The following is a 14,845-nucleotide window of genomic DNA, read 5'->3' as shown; positions in this document are numbered from 1 at the left end:
GATGCGCACGGTCCGGCTCTACGTAAGGCTGCTCGGCGCGCACCTGCGCTCGCTGCTGGAGTACGAGAGCGACTTCTGGATCATGATGGCCGGCACGGTCGTCATGCAGGTCGTCAACGTCGCGTTCCTGGCGGCGATCTTCGCCAAGGTGCCGCACATCAACGGCTGGTCGTTCTGGGCGGTCGTGGCGATGTTCGCGATGGTGGCGATCGCCGAGGGCGTCGGCTCGCTGTTCTTCGAGGGCATGTGGAACCTCGCCTGGCAGATCAACCAGGGCGACCTCGATTACATGATGGTCCGCCCGTACCCGATCGTCCTGCAGGTCAGCAGCATGCAGATCGGGATCAACGGGCTGTCCAACATCGTCACCGGCGGGCTGATGCTCGGCGGGGCGCTGACCCACCTGGACATCGACTGGACCGCAGGCCGGGTCGCGGTCGCCGTCGTGGTGCTGGTGTCCGCCATCGCCATCAAGGTCGCCATCAACCTCGCGACCAACGCGGTGTCGTTCTGGATGCAGAGCCCCAGCCCGCTGTTCGCGTTCGCCGTGCACCAGGTCGGCGACCTCGCCCGCTTCCCCCTGTCCATCTATCCGCTGGCGCTGAAGGCGGCGCTGGGCTTCGCCCTGCCGTTCGCGTTCGTCAGCTTCTTCCCGGTCAGCCTCCTGCTCGGCGGTAGCTCCGCGTGGGTGGGCCTGCTGACGCCGCTCGTCGCCGCCTACTGCCTGACGGTGGCGTGGTTCGTCTTCTCGCGCGGCCTGCGCCGCTACGAGAGCGCCGGCAACTGACCCTTCCGCAGCAGCGGAGGGTGGAGCACCGGGGCCGTCCCGCGCGTGAACAGCTGCGCGGGGCGGCCCCGCTCGCCGGCCGTGCTGCGACCCGTCGCCTCGACGAACCCCTCGGTCGACGTGACCTTGCGGTGGAAGTTGCGCGGGTCCAGCCTGGTGGCCCACACCGCCTCGTACACCTGCCGCAGCTCGGCGATGGTGAACTCGGGCGGGCAGAAGGCGGCCGCGAGGGGCGTGTACTCGAGCTTGGCCCTGGCCCGCTCGACCCCGTCGGCCAGGATGCGGTCGTGGTCGAAGGCCAGGTCCGCCAGCCCTTCGAGGGGCACCCAGTCCGCGGCGGCGGCGTCGCTGCCGGCCCGGGGCGCCGGCGCGTCGGGCAGCAGCGCCAGGTAGGCGACGGTGACGACCCGCCCGCGCGGGTCCCGGCCGGGCGCGCCGTAGCTGCCGAGCTGCTCGAGGTGCCCCGCACCGCGCAGGCCCGTCTCCTCGACCAGCTCCCGCTCGGCGGCCTCGCCGAGGTCCTCGTCCGGCAGCACGAAGCCGCCGGGCAGCGCGTGCCCGCCCTGGAACGGGGGGATCGCCCGGCGGATGAGCAGCACGCTGAGCGCGCCGTCGCGGATCGTCAGCATCACCAGATCGACGGTCACGGCGAACGTCATGTATTAATCACCACATTGACGAGAAATGGCGACGACGATTATCGTCAAGACGACGATAACTCATCCTGGGAGTGCCGACATGGCCGACGTGACCACCCGCTTCTTCCTGCGCCACCTGCGTGGCGCGCCGACCTCGTGGGTCCGCCACCACGTCAAGGGCAAGGTGCGGCACGAGGGCATCGGCCAGTCGTTCTACTACCGGCCGCTGACCGCCGTGCTGTCCGAGGTCCCCGTCGACGACCGCGAGCTGCCGCTGCTGTTCCACGCCCGCACCGCCGACTTCGCCGACGTCACGGTGCAGGCGACGGTCACCTACCGGATCAGCGCCCCCGACGTCGCCGCCGCCCGCCTCGACTTCTCCGTCGACCCGCGGTCCGGCGCGTGGCGCGGGCAGCCGCTCGACCAGGTGGCCACGCTGCTGGCCGAGCTCGCCCAGCAGCCGGCCCTGGACCTGCTGGCCCGGCTGCCGCTCACCGACGCCCTGACCGCCGGGATCGCGCCCGTCCGCGAGGCCGTCAGCCAGGCACTCGGCGGCGACCCGCGCCTCACCGACACCGGCGTCAGCGTCGTCAGCGCCCGCGTCGTGGCGATCCGCCCCGAGCCCGACCTGGAGCGGGCCCTGCAGACGCCGACCCGCGAGGCCGTGCAGCAGGAGGCGGACCGCGCCACGTACGCCCGCCGCGCCCGCGCCGTCGAGCAGGAGCGCGCGATCGCCGAGAACGAGCTGCAGAACAAGATCGAGCTGGCCCGCCGCGAGCAGGCGCTCGTCGAGCAGCACGGCGCCAACGCCCGCCGCAAGGCCGAGGTCGACGCCGCCGCGGCGCTCGTCGCGGCCCAGGCCGTCGCCGAGCGCGAGCAGGTCGCGGCCACCGCGGCGGCCGAGCGCTCGAAGATCACGGCCCTCGCCGACGCCGAGCGCCTGAAGGTCACGGCGGCCGCGGACGCGGACGCCGACCGGGCTCGCACCGAGGCCCGGGCCGAGGGCGTCCGCGCCGTCGGGCTCGCCGAGGCCGAGGCGGAGGCCGCGCGCCTGGCCGCCTACCGGGACCTCGCACCCGGCGTCCTGCAGGCCCTGGCGCTGCGCGAGCTCGCCGGCAACCTGCCCGAGATCGGCCAGCTCACCGTCACCCCCGACGTGCTGACCGGCCTCGTCGACCGCCTCGGCGGCGGCCGCTCCCTCGGCGGCCCGGCGTGACCGCCGTGTCGAGCCGGACGGTGATGGCCCGCCGCTGGTCCGCGTCGCACCGGATCCTGCGGCCCCGCCACCGCCGCCTCGTCCGCCGCCGCATCGTCGCATCGGGCACCGGCTGAGCCGCCGGCCCCGCACCGCTTGCCAGCATTGGAGAGGGGCTCGTCATGAGCGCATGGGCAGGGCCGTCGTGAGCACGCTCGCGCCACGGGTGGTGCTGGTGTCGCGGCGCAGCGAGCTCGACGAGCTGCTCGCCCGGCACGGCACCCGCGCCGCCGCCGCGTACTTCCTGCGGCAGCGGGGCAGGGACCTCGACGAGGTCGCGGCCCGGCACGCGGCGCAGCAGGCGGCGCTCACCGTCGCCGGCGCGGCCGTCCCCGCGGACTGGCGGCGGGGGCACCTCGACCGGGGCGACCTGTCGCGGTTCCTGTTCTCGCCCGAGGACGTCGTCGTCGCCGTCGGGCAGGACGGTCTCGTCGCCAACGTCGCGAAGTACCTCGACGGGCAGCCCGTCATCGGGGTCGACCCGGCGCCGGACAGGAACCCGGGCGTGCTCGTGCGCCACCAGCCGCAGGCACTGAAGCGGCTGCTGCGGGACCTGCCCGGCCTGCCGGCGCAGGAGCGCACCATGGTGTCCGCGGCGCTCGACGACGGCCAGGAGCTCCTCGGCCTCAACGAGGTCTACTTCGGGCACGTCACCCACCAGTCGGCGCGCTACACACTGTCCACATCGGACGGAGCGCGGGAGCGGCACTCCTCGTCCGGCGTCGTCGTCGGAACGGGTACCGGCGCCACCGGATGGTGCTCCTCGATCGCCCGGCAGCGGGCGGACGCGCCGGCGAGCCCGGCCCCCGGCGAGGCGGCCCTGACCTGGTTCGTGCGCGAGGCGTGGCCGTCGCCGGCGACCGGTGTCACATTGACCAGTGGCCGCCTCGACGGTGCCGAGACTCTGGAGCTGGCGAGCGAGGGCGAGGGTCTCGTGGTGTTCGCCGACGGCCTGGAGGCCGACCGCCTGGAGCTGTCGTGGGGGCAGCGGGTCACGATCGGCGTCGCCGCCAGAAAACTGCGTCTCGTCATGTGACCTGTGGTGTGACACCATCTGCGGGCATGATCCGTGAACGGCTCCACGACCACGCGGTCCTGTTGCACCGCCAGGGCAAGGACGACCCGCTGCCCGCAGGCGGCGAGCCGTTCCCCGACGACCAGCGCCCCCGCACCGGCATCGGCCGCGACGCGCGGCGGGTCGGCGCGGACGTCGCCGCGATCCTCGACGCGCACTTCGCCTCGCCGGCCGCGGCGCCCAGGGCGCTCGTCGGGGCGTTCGACGAGGTGTACGTCCCGACCGCCGACAACGAACACGTCGCCGCCGCGGCGCTGCGGGCCGGGCGCAAGCGCGTCCGCCGGACCGGCCGGTGGCTGGTGCGCTTCGGCGTCGACCGGCGCGAGGTGGCCGTCGGCCTGGCGCTGCTCGGCACCGAGGCGACCACCTCGGACAAGGACATCGAGCTGATCCGCACGATCGGGCTGCTGTCCGCGGAGTTCGGCGAGCTCGCCGCCGAGTCGCTGCGCCACCGCGGCCCCGCCGGCATCGAGGCGCTGCTGTGGCTGGCCGCCCGCACCTCGGGCTGGGGCCGGGTCCACGCCGTCGAGGCCCTGTGCACCGTCGCCGTCCTGCCCGAGGTGCGCGACTGGCTGCTGCGCCACGCGTGCGCCGGCGACGACCTCGACGCGGTGACGGCCGGCGCCGTCGCGACCGCCGCGCACCTGCACGCCGCGATCATCGCCGACGAGGTGGACGACGCCCTGCTCGACCACGCCGGCGCGCTGCTGCGGGCGATGGCCGACGGGTCCGGCCAGGGCATGACGCTCGCCGACTACCCGCCGGCGCGGTTCGTGCTGGCCGCCTACGCCCGCCACCTCGCCCGGCGCAAGCCCACCTGGACCCGTTACGCCACCGCCGCCGTCATCGCCGACCGGATCGCCCACCTCGAGCCGGAGGACCTCGGCTGCACGAAGAAGGAGCGCGAGCGGCTCGTCGAGCGGTTCGAGAAGATCCTCCGCCAGCGCCGCTGGCAGGCCACCGTCCCGCGGCGCAAGGCGAAGAAGGCCAAGCCGGCCGCCGCCGCCCGGCGCCGGACCGCCCGGCGCCGGGGCAAGGCCAAGGGCTAGCGCCGCAGACCGTCGACCGCGCGGTCCTGGCCCTGGCCCTTGCACCCGCCCGGGCGGGTCTCGGTGACCGCGCGGGCCCTGGCCTTGGCCTTCGCCCGGGGCCGGGGTCAGCGCCGCAGGTCGTCGGTGACCGCGCGGCCCTGGCCCGACAGCAGCGCGTCGAACGAGGTGGTCAGGGCGAACGGGTCGGCGACCACCGGCGACTCGCGCCGGCCGGCGAGCTCGGCCAGCTCGCGGCCGGCCCGGTCGATGCGCCGGTGCAGCGTCGCGTCGCCGCCGCCGGCCCAGTCCTCCGTCGCGGCGAAGACCGAGGTCGGCGCCACGACCGCGTGCAGGTAGGTGAACATGGGGCGCAGCGCGTGCTCCAGGGCGAGCGAGTGCCGGGCGGTGCCGCCGGTCGCGCCGAGCAGGACCGGCTTGTCGGCGAGCACGTCGTCACCGAGCACGTCGAAGAACGACTTGAACAGGCCGCTGTACGAGGCGTTGAAGATCGGCGACACGGCGATCACGCCGTCGGCGGCCGCGACCGCGTCGAGGACGTCCTTGAGCGCGGGCGCCGGGAAGCCGGTCAGCAGGTGGTCGGTGATCGCGTGCGCGTGGTCGCGCAGCTCCACCACCCGCACGTCGGTGTCCACCCCCAGCTCGCGGACGGTCGCGGCGGCGAGCCGGTCCGCGAGCAGGCGGGTCGACGACGGCTGGCTCAGCCCGGCGGAGATCACCACGAGGCGCTTCACGCGTCCACCTTCTCGGTCTGCCGCGCCTTCAGGGCGGCGTGGGTCGGGGCGTCCGGCACGTGCGCGGGCCGGCCGACCGCGAACTCCTTGCGCAGCACCGGCACGACCTCCTCGCCGAGGATGTCGAGCTGCTCCAGGACGGTCTTCAGCGGCAGGCCCGCGTGGTCCAGGAGGAACAGCTGGCGCTGGTAGTCGCCCACGTACTCGCGGAACGACAGCGTCCGGTCGATGACCTCCTGCGGGCTGCCCACGGTCAGCGGGGTCTGCGCGGTGAAGTCCTCCATCGACGGCCCGTGCCCGTAGACGGGGGCGTTGTCGAAGTACGGCCGGAACTCCCGCTTGGCGTCCTGCGAGTTCTTCCGCATGAACACCTGCCCGCCGAGGCCGACGATGGCCTGGTCGGCGGAGCCGTGCCCGTAGTGCTCGAAGCGCTGCCGGTACAACCCCACCATGCGAGCGGTGTGCTCCTTGGGCCAGAAGATGTGGTTGGCGAAGAAGCCGTCGCCGTAGTACGCGGCCTGCTCGGCGATCTCGGGGCTGCGGATCGACCCGTGCCACACGAAGGGCGGCACGCCGTCGAGCGGGCGCGGGGTCGCCGTGAAGCCCTGCAGCGGGGTGCGGAACTTGCCCTCCCAGTCCACCACGTCCTCGCGCCACAGCCGGCGCAGCAGCGCGTAGTTCTCCACCGCGAGGGCGATCCCGTTGCGGATGTCCTGCCCGAACCACGGGTACACCGGCCCGGTGTTGCCGCGCCCCATCATGAGGTCCACCCGGCCGTCCGCCAGGTGCTGCAGCATCGCGTAGTCCTCGGCGATCTTGACCGGGTCGTTGGTCGTGATCAGCGTGGTCGCGGTCGACAGCTGCAGCGTGCTGGTCTTCGCCGCGATCCACCCCAGCATCGTGGTCGGCGACGACGGCACGAACGGCGGGTTGTGGTGCTCGCCGAGCGCGAACACGTCCAGCCCGACCTCCTCCGCCTTGAGCGCGATCGTCACCATCGCCTTGACCCGCTCCGCGTCCGTCGGCACCCGGCCGGTCGTCGGGTCCTGGGTGACGTCACCGACGGTGAACACTCCGAACTGCATCTCGCACGCTCCAAGCTCCTGGGTCTGACGCGCAGTAGAACATAGCTGCCGAGTCAAACATTCCGCCGGTGAACTATCGCACGCCCCGCCGCCCCGCGATGTAACGCACGCCTCACCGTCCCGTACGCCACCGCAGCAGCACCCCGTCGGCGATCCCCGCCAGCTCCCCGGTGCCCGGTGCAGGCAGGTCGGCGCGAACCCGGCGATCGTGGCCGTGCGGTGGCCGGTGACCGGGTCCCACACGTGCGTCGCGCCGCCCTGCGCCGAGTACGGCCGCCGCCCGTCGGACGGCAACGTACTGGCCGGCCCGGCGAACGCGGTCAGCTGCGTCCCGGACGCCAGCACCGTACCGGCGACCCCCTGAGCTGGCGGGGCCTAGGCCAGGAGGTGGGCGGCGTCCTGGTGGGCGGCGATGCGGATGAAGACGAGGTCCCTGCGTTCGGTGGCGGCCCGGGTGTAGCGGTCGCGGTAGACGTGGTGGCGGGTCCAGCACCAGCGCAGGAGGGATTTCTGGGGGTCGAGGCGGAAGAGGTTGCCGAGGTGCTCGCGGTTGCCGTTCCAGAGCACCTGGCGGGTGACGCCGCGGCGGAGGGTGCGCCACAGGACCTGGCGCATCACGGTGCGGCGGGGCAGGTCGAACCAGATGACGGTGTCGGCGCGGGCCCAGACGAGGTCGCGGACGGCGCTGTAGTTGCCGTCGATGACCCAGCCGTCGCCGTCGGCGAGCTCGCCGACCCGCTTGCGGAACGCGGTGACGTCGATCGGCTGCCAGCCGGGGAGGTGGTGGATCGCGTCGAGCTCGACGAACGGCACCCCGAGGCGCGTCGCGAGCGCCTTGCCGAGCGTCGACTTGCCCGATCCGGAGTTGCCCACCACCGACACCCGCCGCACCCGCTGCCCCCGATTCGCTCCCGGCTCAACACGTGCTGTGGAACAACCCGCCGACCGCCGCCGACCCCACCAGACTGTTATACACGTCGATGGCTTCCCGGGTCTCCGCCACATGTACCTCGATGCCGCGCGCCTCGAGGGCGTCGACCGTCGCGTCGGGGACGCCGAGCTGCTCGTCCATGCCGAGCGACAGCACGACCACCGTCGCGCCGTGCTCCAGGAGCTCCTCGACGTCGGCGACCTGGACGCCGGGGGAGTGCCGGGTGCCCGTCTCGCCCCAGTCCCAGGCCCGGCCGCCACCCGGCCAGACCTTGAGGTCCTTCACCACGCCGACCTCCTCCGCCTTGATCCTGCCCCAGCTCACATCCACGATCCGCGGCGAACGTGCCTGCATGACGGAAACCTCCCGATCCAGTGCTGCAACGACCAGCCTCGAAAGCACGCCAGACGGCTGAGGATGTGTCCGGGCGGAGCGCGGTACGTTGATCGCTCGGCTCGGGTGCGGGCAGGGGAGGGTCGGTGCAGGTCACGCCGCTGTCCGGCAGGCTGTGGGTCAGTGTGCTCGGAGACATGACCGCGACGGTCGACGGGGAGGTCGTGGACCTCGGGGGGCGGCGGCAGCGGGCGGTGCTCGCGGTGCTGGTGGTCAACCGGGGCGACATCGTGCCCACCGACCGGCTCATCGACTGCGTCTGGAGCGGGCAGCCGCCGGCGAACGCGGCCGGGGCGCTGCAGGCGTACGTGTCGCACCTGCGCCGTCGGCTGGAGCCCGGTGCGACGGCCCGGGCGCGCGGGAACGTGATCGTGTCGCGGCCGCCCGGCTATGCGCTGACCCTGGACGCCGGGGCGGTCGACGCGTGGCGCTTCGACCGGGGTGTCACCGAGGCACTCGGCACCGCGGACCCGGCCGCGCAGCGGGACCTGCTCGAGGCGGCACTGCGGCTGTGGCACGGGCCGGCCTACGCGGAGTACGCGGACGAGACCTGGGCGCAGGCGGAAGCGGCGCGGCTGCGCCAGCTGCGCGAGGTGGCGCGGGAGCAGCTGCTCGCGGCGCGGCTGGCGCTGGGCGACAGCGCGCTGCTGGTGCCCGAGCTGGAGGCGCTCGTCGCGGAGGAGCCGCTGCGGGAGCAGCGCTGGCGGTTGCTGGTCCTCGCGCTGTACCGCGCGCACCGGCAGGGCGATGCGCTCGCCGCGCTCCGCAGGGCCAGGCAGACCCTGTCGGAGCAGCTCGGCGTCGACCCCGGGCCGGCGCTGCGCGCGCTGGAGGCCGAGGTGCTCGCCCAGTCGGAGTCCCTCGACGCCCCGGCCGCGCCGACCAGGCCGGCAAGCCGGAGCGCTCCGGCAAGCCAGGGCACGCCGGTGGAACGAGGCGCGCCGGCAGGGGCGGGCGCCGCGAGCGATCCCGTGGCAGGGGAAACGGCGGGCGAGGGCGCGCCGGCGCATCGGTCCGATGTGCACGCGGCGGCCACCGGTCCGGCCGGCGGAGCGCCGAAGGTCGACCCGGTGGCGGTACAGACGCGGAAAACGCCGGACGAGCACCTTGTCGACCGGGACGCGGAGGTGGCCGAGCTGCGGATGGCGGCGGCCGACGCTTTCGGTGGGGTGCCGCGGCTGGCGATGATCGAGGGCCCGGCCGGGATCGGCAAGAGCCGGCTGCTCACGGAGGCGCGCAGGATCGCCGACGGGCACGGGGCGCTCACGCTGACGGCGCGCGGCAGCCAGCTGGAGAAGGAGTTCGGCTTCGGCGTCGTGCGGCAGCTGTTCGAGGCGCTGCTCACCGACCCGGCCGAGCGGGAACGGCTCCTGGCGGGCGCCGCCGCGAGCGCCGCGTCCGTCTTCGACCTCGCGGTGGACGGCGAGCGCGGCGACCACACGTTCGCGGCGCTGCACGGGCTCTACTGGCTGACCGCGAACGTCGCCGCGACCAGGCCCGTCACCATCGTCGTCGACGACCTGCAGTGGTGCGACACCGGTTCGCTGCGGTTCCTCGCGTACCTGGTGCGCCGCCTCGACGGGCTGCCCGTGCTGCTCGTCGCGACGCTGCGGACCGGGGAACAGTACGACGACGAGGCGCTGCTCGCCGAGCTGCAGCTGGACCCGGCGGCCGCGCCGGTGCGGCCCGGCCCGCTGAGCGCCGCCGGCGTCGCGGACCTCGTGCGGCAGCGGCTGGGCGACGGCGCCGAGCCGCGGTTCGTCGACGCGTGCCACCGCACCACGTCCGGCAACCCGCTGCTGCTGCGCCAGCTGCTGCGGGCCCTGGAGGCCAACGGCGTGCGCCCCACCGACGCGCACGCCGGCACGGTGACGGCCATCGGCTCGCGGGCGGTGTCCAGCATGGTGCTCATCCGGCTGCGGCGGATGCCGGCGGCGAGCACCGCCGTCGCCCGGGCCATCGCGGTCCTCGGCGACGGGGCGGGCCTGCCCACGATCGCCGCGCTCGCGGGCGTCGACGAGCCCACCGCCGCGGCCGCCGTCGCGGCGCTCGCGCGGGCCGAGGTGGTGCGGCACGAGTACCCGGTCGGGTTCGTGCACCCGCTCGTCCGCGACGCCGTCTACCAGGACCTGCCGCCCGGTGAGCGGCAGCTGCACCACGAGCGGGCCGCCCGCGTGCTCAGCGGGCTGTCCGCGGCGCCGGAGCAGGTCGCCGCGCACCTGCTGCAGATCCCGGAGCGCGCCGACCAGTGGGTCGTCGACGTGCTGCGGGCCGCGGCCGACACGGCGCTGCACCGGGGCGCGCCGGAGGGCGCCGCGACCTACCTGCGGCGGGCCCTGGCCGAGCCGCCCGCGCCGCCGCAGCGGCCGGCGGTGCTGCTCGCCCTCGGGCAGGTGGAGACCCTCAACGACGGTCCGGCGGCGATCGCGCACCTGCGGGCCGCGTACGACGACCCGATCACCGACCCGGTCACGTTCGCCGCGGTGGCACGGATGCTCATCCACACGCTGATCTTCGCCGGGCCCGAGGGGAACGCGCCGGAGTTCGCGCGGCGGGCGTCGGCGCGCCTCGCGGCCGGGTTCGTCGACGAGCGGCAGGGGATGCAGGCCCTGGAACGCATCGCCGCATACATGTACAGCGGTGCCCCGGACTCGTTCCCCGCCGAGGTGCCGGTGATCTCCGGCGACGGGCTCGGGGCGCGGATGCTCGCCGCGTGCCGCGCCTGGGAGCTGATGGCCCGCGGGGTGGACCTGGACGAGGCGGTGCGGCTGGCCCGGTTCGCGCTCGCCGACGGCATCCTCATGCGCGGCGACCCGGGGCTCTTCTGGGTCATCGCGGGTGTCGTGCTGGAAGGCGCCGACCAGGATCCCGGCACCCTCTGGGACGACGCGCTGACGCTCGGGCACACCCGCGGGTCGCTGTTCACCGTGCTGGCCGCGCACCTGTGGCGCGGGTGGCGGGAGTGGCTGCGCGGCGACCTGCCCGAGGCCTGCACCTCGCTGATCGCGGCCAACGAGCAGAGCCTGCGCTGGGGCGGCGCGCCCGCGCTCGGCATCTCCTACGGCGAGGCGTGCCTGGTCCGGGCCCTCGTCGACCGGGGTGAGCTGGCCGAGGCCCGCGCGTTCGTCGACGGGCACCGCGGCCGGCCGCGGGTCGGCGACGGGATCCGGCTGTTCCGGCAGGCCGAGGCGGCCCTGCTGATCGCCGAGGGGGCGTTCGAGCCGGCGCTCGCGCTGCTCGACGTGGGGGCGGCCGGCAACCCGCTGTGGTACGAGGAGCGGTCGCTGCGGGCCACCGCGCTGGCCGCGCTCGGGCGCTCGTCCGAGGCGCTTTCGCTGGTGTCGGCGGATCTGGCGGGCATGCGGCGGTGGGGGGCGCCGCAGGGCGTCGGGCGGTCGCTGCGGGCCGTCGGGGCACTGCGGGGCGACCGGGCGGAGCTCGTGGCCGCCGTCGAGCTGCTCGCCGGCACGCACGCGCGCCTCGAGCACGCGCGGGCGCTGTTCGCGCTCGGCGAGCTCGACCGCGACCCGGCGACGCTGCGCGCGGCGCTCGGCCTCGCCGAGGAGTGCGGCGCCGCCCCGCTGCGCGCCGTCGTCGCCGCCGCGCTCACCGGCCTCGGCGAGACCGTGCCCGCGGAGCCGTCCGTGACGCTGACGACCGGCGAGCGGCGCATCGCGTCCCTCGCCGTCGGCGGCGCCGACGACCGTGACATCGCGCAGGCGCTGTTCCTGACCCCGCACACCGTCAGCGACACGCTCGCCGCGATCCGCCGCAAGCTGGGCGTCACGACCCTCGCGGAGCTGCGCGCGCACGTCTGACGCAGGTCTCAGGTCTGCCGCAAGTTCGCTCCAAGGGCGCGGCCGCAGGGTGTACGCCATGACCACTGTTGCGAACTCACTGCGCGGCCTGTGCGGCGGCGCGGTGCACCTCCCGGGCGACCCGGGGTACGACACGGCGCGGACCCCGTGGAACGTCACGGTCGACCAGCGGCCCGCCGCCGTCGCGTTCCCGGCCGACGCCGACGAGGTCGCCTCGGTGGTCCGCGCCTCGGCCGCCGCCGGGCTGCGGGTCGCGGTGCAGAGCACCGGCCACAGCGCGGCGGCCCTCGGCCCGCTCGACGACGTGGTCCTGCTGCGCACGTCCGCGATGACGGGCGTCACCATCACCGGCCGCACCGCCCGGGCCGAGGCCGGCGCGCTGTGGATCGACGTGGTCGAGCAGGCCGCGCCGCACGGGCTCGCCGCGCTGCACGGCTCGTCGCCCGACGTGGGTGTCGCCGGCTACACCCTCGGCGGCGGCCTCGGCTGGTACGCCCGCGCGCTCGGCCTGCAGGCGAACGCGGTCACCGCCGCCGAGCTGGTCACGGCCGACGGCACCCTGGTGCGGGCCGACGCCACCACCGAGGTGGACCTGTTCTGGGCGCTGCGCGGCGGCGGCGGCAACTTCGGCGCGGTCACCGCCGTCGAGTTCGACCTGTTCCCGGTCCGGACCGCGTACGCGGGGCTGCTCGCCTGGGACTGGCGCGAGGCCGCGCGGGTGCTGCCGGCGTGGCTCGACTGGGCCGCGACCGCGCCCGACGAGGCGACGACGGCGCTGCGGCTGCTGCGGGTCCCGCCGATGCCGCAGCTCCCGCCGGCCCTGCGGGGCCGCCAGCTGATCGTGATCGACGGGGCCGTGCTCGGCGCCGCCGGCCCTTCCACGGTCGCCCCGCTGCGGGCGTTGCGGCCGTTCCTGGACACGTTCGACGACGCGCCGGCCGCGTCGCTGATCCGGCTGCACCTGGACCCGGAGGGCCCGACACCGACGGTGTCGAGGTCGGCGCTGCTCGGCGACCTGCCGCCCGCCGCCGCCGACGCGCTGCTGGCGGTCGCCGGCCCGGACTCCGGCACGTCCCTGCTCGTCGCCGCCGAGCTGCGCCACCTCGGCGGCGCGCTGGGGCGGCCCGCCCCGGGCGCCGGCGCGCTGCAGTCGCTGGACGGGTCGTTCGCGCTGTACACGGCCGGGATCGCGGCCACGCCGGCGATCGGCGCGGCGGCCGTGCGGGACGCCGCACGGGTCGTGTCGGCGATGGCGCCGTGGTCGACCGGCGCGCAGCTGCTGAACTTCGTCGAGGGGCCGACCTCGGTCGCATCCGCCTACCCACCGGCCGCGTGGGACCGACTGCGGTCGATCAGGGCGGCCGTGGACCCGTCCGGGCTGTTCGTCGCCAACCACGCCATCTGACCGTCGCCGACCGGCATTCTGGCGGTCGTCGATTGGCATCCTTCGCGCGGCGTGCCCGTCACCGTGGCCGCCTAGCGTGGCGGGCGTGGCACTTCCGATGCTGGCCGCAAGGCGCCCGCTGCCCGCGCAGGTGGCGGTGTACGCGTTCGTGACGGTGCCGTTCCTGGCGCTCGTCGCCGCCGTCCCGTTCGCCTGGGGCTGGGGGCTCACCTGGCTCGACGTCGCGCTCGCGGTGACCTTCTACACCGTGACGTGCCTCGGGGCGACGGTCGGGTTCCACCGGTACTTCACCCACGGCGCGTTCAAGGCCCGCCGGTGGCTGCGGATCACCCTGGCCGTCACCGGCAGCATGGCGGTGCAGGGGCCGATCCTGCACTGGGTCGCCGACCACCGCCGGCACCACGCGTTCGCGGACAAGGAAGGCGACCCGCACTCGCCGTGGCTCTTCGGCACCGGGCCGGCGGCGCTCGTGCGCGGCTTCTGGCACGCGCACCTCGGCTGGGTCCTCGACCGCGGCCTCACCAACCAGCAGCGCTTCGCGCCCGACCTGCTCGCCGACCGCGACATCCGGCTCGTGCACCGGCTCTTCGGCCCGCTGACGATCCTCACGCTGATCCTGCCGGCGGTCATCGGCGGCCTGGCCACCTGGACCTGGTGGGGCGCGGCGACCGCGTTCTTCTGGGCGGGCCTGGTGCGCGTCACGGCGCTGCACCACGTCACCTGGTCGGTGAACTCGGTCTGCCACATGATCGGCGAGCGGCCGTTCGCGGCGCGGGACCGGTCGGCGAACTTCTGGCCGCTCGCGATCCTCAGCATGGGCGAGTCGTGGCACAACCTGCACCACGCCGACCCGACCAGCGCGCAGCACGGCGTGCTGCCCGGTCAGATCGACGTGTCGGCGGCGCTGATCCGGCTCTTCGAGCGGGCCGGATGGGCGTGGGACGTGCGCTGGCCCTCCGTGGAGCGCCTGGCCCGCCTCGCCGTCACCAGGTAGCCGCCGGCTACCTGGTCACAGTTGGGCGTCTGTACAGGTGGACGTCTCTAGAGGTAGACGTCGACCCGGCCGTTGAACATGCCGTTGGTCTGGGTCGTCAGGCGCTGCGAGGCGTCGTTGGTCCGCTCGAACTGCAGCCGGGCGTCCTCCGCCCGCTGCCGCAGCTGGTCCTCCAGCCGCAGCTGGTCCTGGATCCGCTGCTGGTCCTCGAGCCGGCGGTCGTCCTGCAGCCGCTGCTGCTCGATCCGGTACTGGTCGTCGCGGGCCTGCTGGAGGTCGTCGGCGCGGCGCTGGTCCTGGCGCACCAGATCCTGGCGCACCGCCTGCTGGTCGTCGATCCTGCGCTGGTCCTCCAGGTGCTGGTCCTGCAGCCGCTGCTCCTGCGCCCGGTCCTGGGTCCGCTGGTCGTCCAGGCGCTGTTGGTCGACCAGATCGATCTGGCGGTTCTGTTGCACCTGGGTCGCGGTGAGACCGGTGGTGGTGGCTGCTACCGGTGTGATCGACATCGCGCATCCCCGTCCTGCGACACGATTACTCTCCGAATGCTCTTGACTACCTAAAGGTACCCGCCGGAGCGGCCCGTAACCAGCCGACCGCCTGGGTGGTGCCCAGTGTTGTTCCTGTGTTCGATGAGGGTCCTGCGTCCCGGTGGATGGGACGCCCGGCAGCGATCGAGGGTCA

Annotated in this window: 13 protein-coding genes; 7 read left to right on the top strand and 6 right to left on the bottom strand. The window is 74.6% G+C overall.

Annotated elements, in window-relative coordinates:
* Nucleotide 1: 1 nt before the first annotated feature.
* Nucleotides 2-787, top strand: a complete 786-nt coding sequence (locus tag ACQEVZ_RS57335) for an ABC transporter permease (RefSeq protein ID WP_344504720.1) — start codon at nucleotides 2-4, stop codon at nucleotides 785-787.
* Here the strand turns inward: ACQEVZ_RS57335 and ACQEVZ_RS57330 are convergent.
* Entirely contained in the window at nucleotides 766-1,446 is a 681-nt protein-coding gene (locus ACQEVZ_RS57330) for an NUDIX hydrolase (RefSeq protein ID WP_433384848.1), read from the bottom strand. The two genes, ACQEVZ_RS57335 and ACQEVZ_RS57330, sit on opposite strands and share 22 nt — an antisense overlap.
* A 79-nt stretch (nucleotides 1,447-1,525) precedes the next feature.
* Here ACQEVZ_RS57330 and ACQEVZ_RS57325 point away from each other — a divergent pair, with 79 nt between their 5' ends.
* The 3 genes from ACQEVZ_RS57325 to ACQEVZ_RS57315 all read left to right on the top strand — a co-directional run bounded on the left by ACQEVZ_RS57325 (nucleotide 1,526) and on the right by ACQEVZ_RS57315 (nucleotide 4,804).
* On the top strand, nucleotides 1,526-2,641 hold the full coding sequence (locus ACQEVZ_RS57325; RefSeq protein WP_344504722.1) for an SPFH domain-containing protein: 1,116 nt from the start codon (nucleotides 1,526-1,528) through the stop codon (nucleotides 2,639-2,641).
* Nucleotides 2,642-2,810: 169 nt separating this feature from the next.
* The gene (locus ACQEVZ_RS57320) at nucleotides 2,811-3,716 is read left to right on the top strand and encodes a hypothetical protein (RefSeq protein WP_433384844.1); all 906 of its coding nucleotides are present in this window, start codon (nucleotides 2,811-2,813) and stop codon (nucleotides 3,714-3,716) included.
* 26 nt (nucleotides 3,717-3,742) lie between these two features.
* The gene (locus tag ACQEVZ_RS57315; protein ID WP_433384841.1) at nucleotides 3,743-4,804 is read left to right on the top strand and encodes a hypothetical protein; all 1,062 of its coding nucleotides are present in this window, start codon (nucleotides 3,743-3,745) and stop codon (nucleotides 4,802-4,804) included.
* A 107-nt stretch (nucleotides 4,805-4,911) separates the two neighbouring features.
* Here the strand turns inward: ACQEVZ_RS57315 and ACQEVZ_RS57310 are convergent, their stop codons facing one another.
* From ACQEVZ_RS57310 to ACQEVZ_RS57295, 4 genes are all read right to left on the bottom strand, one after another.
* Nucleotides 4,912-5,538, bottom strand: a complete 627-nt coding sequence (locus ACQEVZ_RS57310) for an FMN reductase (RefSeq protein WP_344504725.1) — start codon at nucleotides 5,536-5,538, stop codon at nucleotides 4,912-4,914.
* The gene (locus ACQEVZ_RS57305; RefSeq protein ID WP_344504726.1) at nucleotides 5,535-6,623 is read right to left on the bottom strand and encodes an LLM class flavin-dependent oxidoreductase; all 1,089 of its coding nucleotides are present in this window, start codon (nucleotides 6,621-6,623) and stop codon (nucleotides 5,535-5,537) included. The genes ACQEVZ_RS57310 and ACQEVZ_RS57305 overlap by 4 nt, the downstream gene beginning before the upstream one ends.
* 375 nt (nucleotides 6,624-6,998) lie before the next feature.
* Nucleotides 6,999-7,496, bottom strand: a complete 498-nt coding sequence (locus tag ACQEVZ_RS57300; RefSeq protein ID WP_433384836.1) for a shikimate kinase — start codon at nucleotides 7,494-7,496, stop codon at nucleotides 6,999-7,001.
* A 43-nt stretch (nucleotides 7,497-7,539) separates the two neighbouring features.
* Nucleotides 7,540-7,908, bottom strand: coding sequence for an Mth938-like domain-containing protein (locus ACQEVZ_RS57295; protein WP_433384834.1), 369 nt, complete (start codon nucleotides 7,906-7,908; stop codon nucleotides 7,540-7,542).
* A 125-nt stretch (nucleotides 7,909-8,033) separates the two neighbouring features.
* On the opposite strand from ACQEVZ_RS57295, the gene ACQEVZ_RS57290 reads away from it, so the two are divergent.
* The 3 genes from ACQEVZ_RS57290 (at nucleotide 8,034) to ACQEVZ_RS57280 (ending at nucleotide 14,164) form a co-directional block, all read left to right on the top strand.
* The gene (locus tag ACQEVZ_RS57290; protein ID WP_433384831.1) at nucleotides 8,034-11,765 is read left to right on the top strand and encodes a BTAD domain-containing putative transcriptional regulator; all 3,732 of its coding nucleotides are present in this window, start codon (nucleotides 8,034-8,036) and stop codon (nucleotides 11,763-11,765) included.
* Nucleotides 11,766-11,823: 58 nt separating this feature from the next.
* Nucleotides 11,824-13,170 (top strand): FAD-binding oxidoreductase, encoded by a 1,347-nt coding sequence (locus ACQEVZ_RS57285; RefSeq protein WP_433384828.1) that lies wholly within the window; start codon nucleotides 11,824-11,826, stop codon nucleotides 13,168-13,170.
* A 97-nt stretch (nucleotides 13,171-13,267) separates the two neighbouring features.
* Complete coding sequence (locus tag ACQEVZ_RS57280) at nucleotides 13,268-14,164, top strand: acyl-CoA desaturase (protein ID WP_433386202.1); 897 nt, start codon at nucleotides 13,268-13,270, stop codon at nucleotides 14,162-14,164.
* Nucleotides 14,165-14,211: 47 nt separating this feature from the next.
* Here ACQEVZ_RS57280 and ACQEVZ_RS57275 read toward each other — a convergent pair whose 3' ends face one another.
* The gene (locus tag ACQEVZ_RS57275; protein WP_433384825.1) at nucleotides 14,212-14,670 is read right to left on the bottom strand and encodes a hypothetical protein; all 459 of its coding nucleotides are present in this window, start codon (nucleotides 14,668-14,670) and stop codon (nucleotides 14,212-14,214) included.
* Between the last annotated feature and the right edge of the window lie 175 nt (nucleotides 14,671-14,845).

The sequence above is a fragment of the Dactylosporangium sp. CA-152071 genome (assembly GCF_050936335.1).
In the GTDB taxonomy this organism is placed as follows: domain Bacteria; phylum Actinomycetota; class Actinomycetes; order Mycobacteriales; family Micromonosporaceae; genus Dactylosporangium; species Dactylosporangium maewongense.
This window is presented reverse-complemented; position numbering and strand designations above follow the sequence as displayed.

Excerpts from the sequence above, each read along its gene's own strand:
- ACQEVZ_RS57275 (WP_433384825.1), bottom strand. The coding sequence starts at position 14,670 with ATGTCGATCACACCGGTAGCAGCCACCACCACCGGTCTCACCGCGACC.
- ACQEVZ_RS57335 (WP_344504720.1), top strand. The coding sequence starts at position 2 with ATGCGCACGGTCCGGCTCTACGTAAGGCTGCTCGGCGCGCACCTGCGC.
- ACQEVZ_RS57325 (WP_344504722.1), top strand. The coding sequence starts at position 1,526 with ATGGCCGACGTGACCACCCGCTTCTTCCTGCGCCACCTGCGTGGCGCG.
- ACQEVZ_RS57285 (WP_433384828.1), top strand. The coding sequence starts at position 11,824 with ATGACCACTGTTGCGAACTCACTGCGCGGCCTGTGCGGCGGCGCGGTG.
- ACQEVZ_RS57305 (WP_344504726.1), bottom strand. The coding sequence starts at position 6,623 with ATGCAGTTCGGAGTGTTCACCGTCGGTGACGTCACCCAGGACCCGACG.
- ACQEVZ_RS57315 (WP_433384841.1), top strand. The coding sequence starts at position 3,743 with ATGATCCGTGAACGGCTCCACGACCACGCGGTCCTGTTGCACCGCCAG.
- ACQEVZ_RS57280 (WP_433386202.1), top strand. The coding sequence starts at position 13,268 with ATGCTGGCCGCAAGGCGCCCGCTGCCCGCGCAGGTGGCGGTGTACGCG.
- ACQEVZ_RS57320 (WP_433384844.1), top strand. The coding sequence starts at position 2,811 with ATGGGCAGGGCCGTCGTGAGCACGCTCGCGCCACGGGTGGTGCTGGTG.
- ACQEVZ_RS57330 (WP_433384848.1), bottom strand. The coding sequence starts at position 1,446 with ATGACGTTCGCCGTGACCGTCGATCTGGTGATGCTGACGATCCGCGAC.
- ACQEVZ_RS57295 (WP_433384834.1), bottom strand. The coding sequence starts at position 7,908 with ATGCAGGCACGTTCGCCGCGGATCGTGGATGTGAGCTGGGGCAGGATC.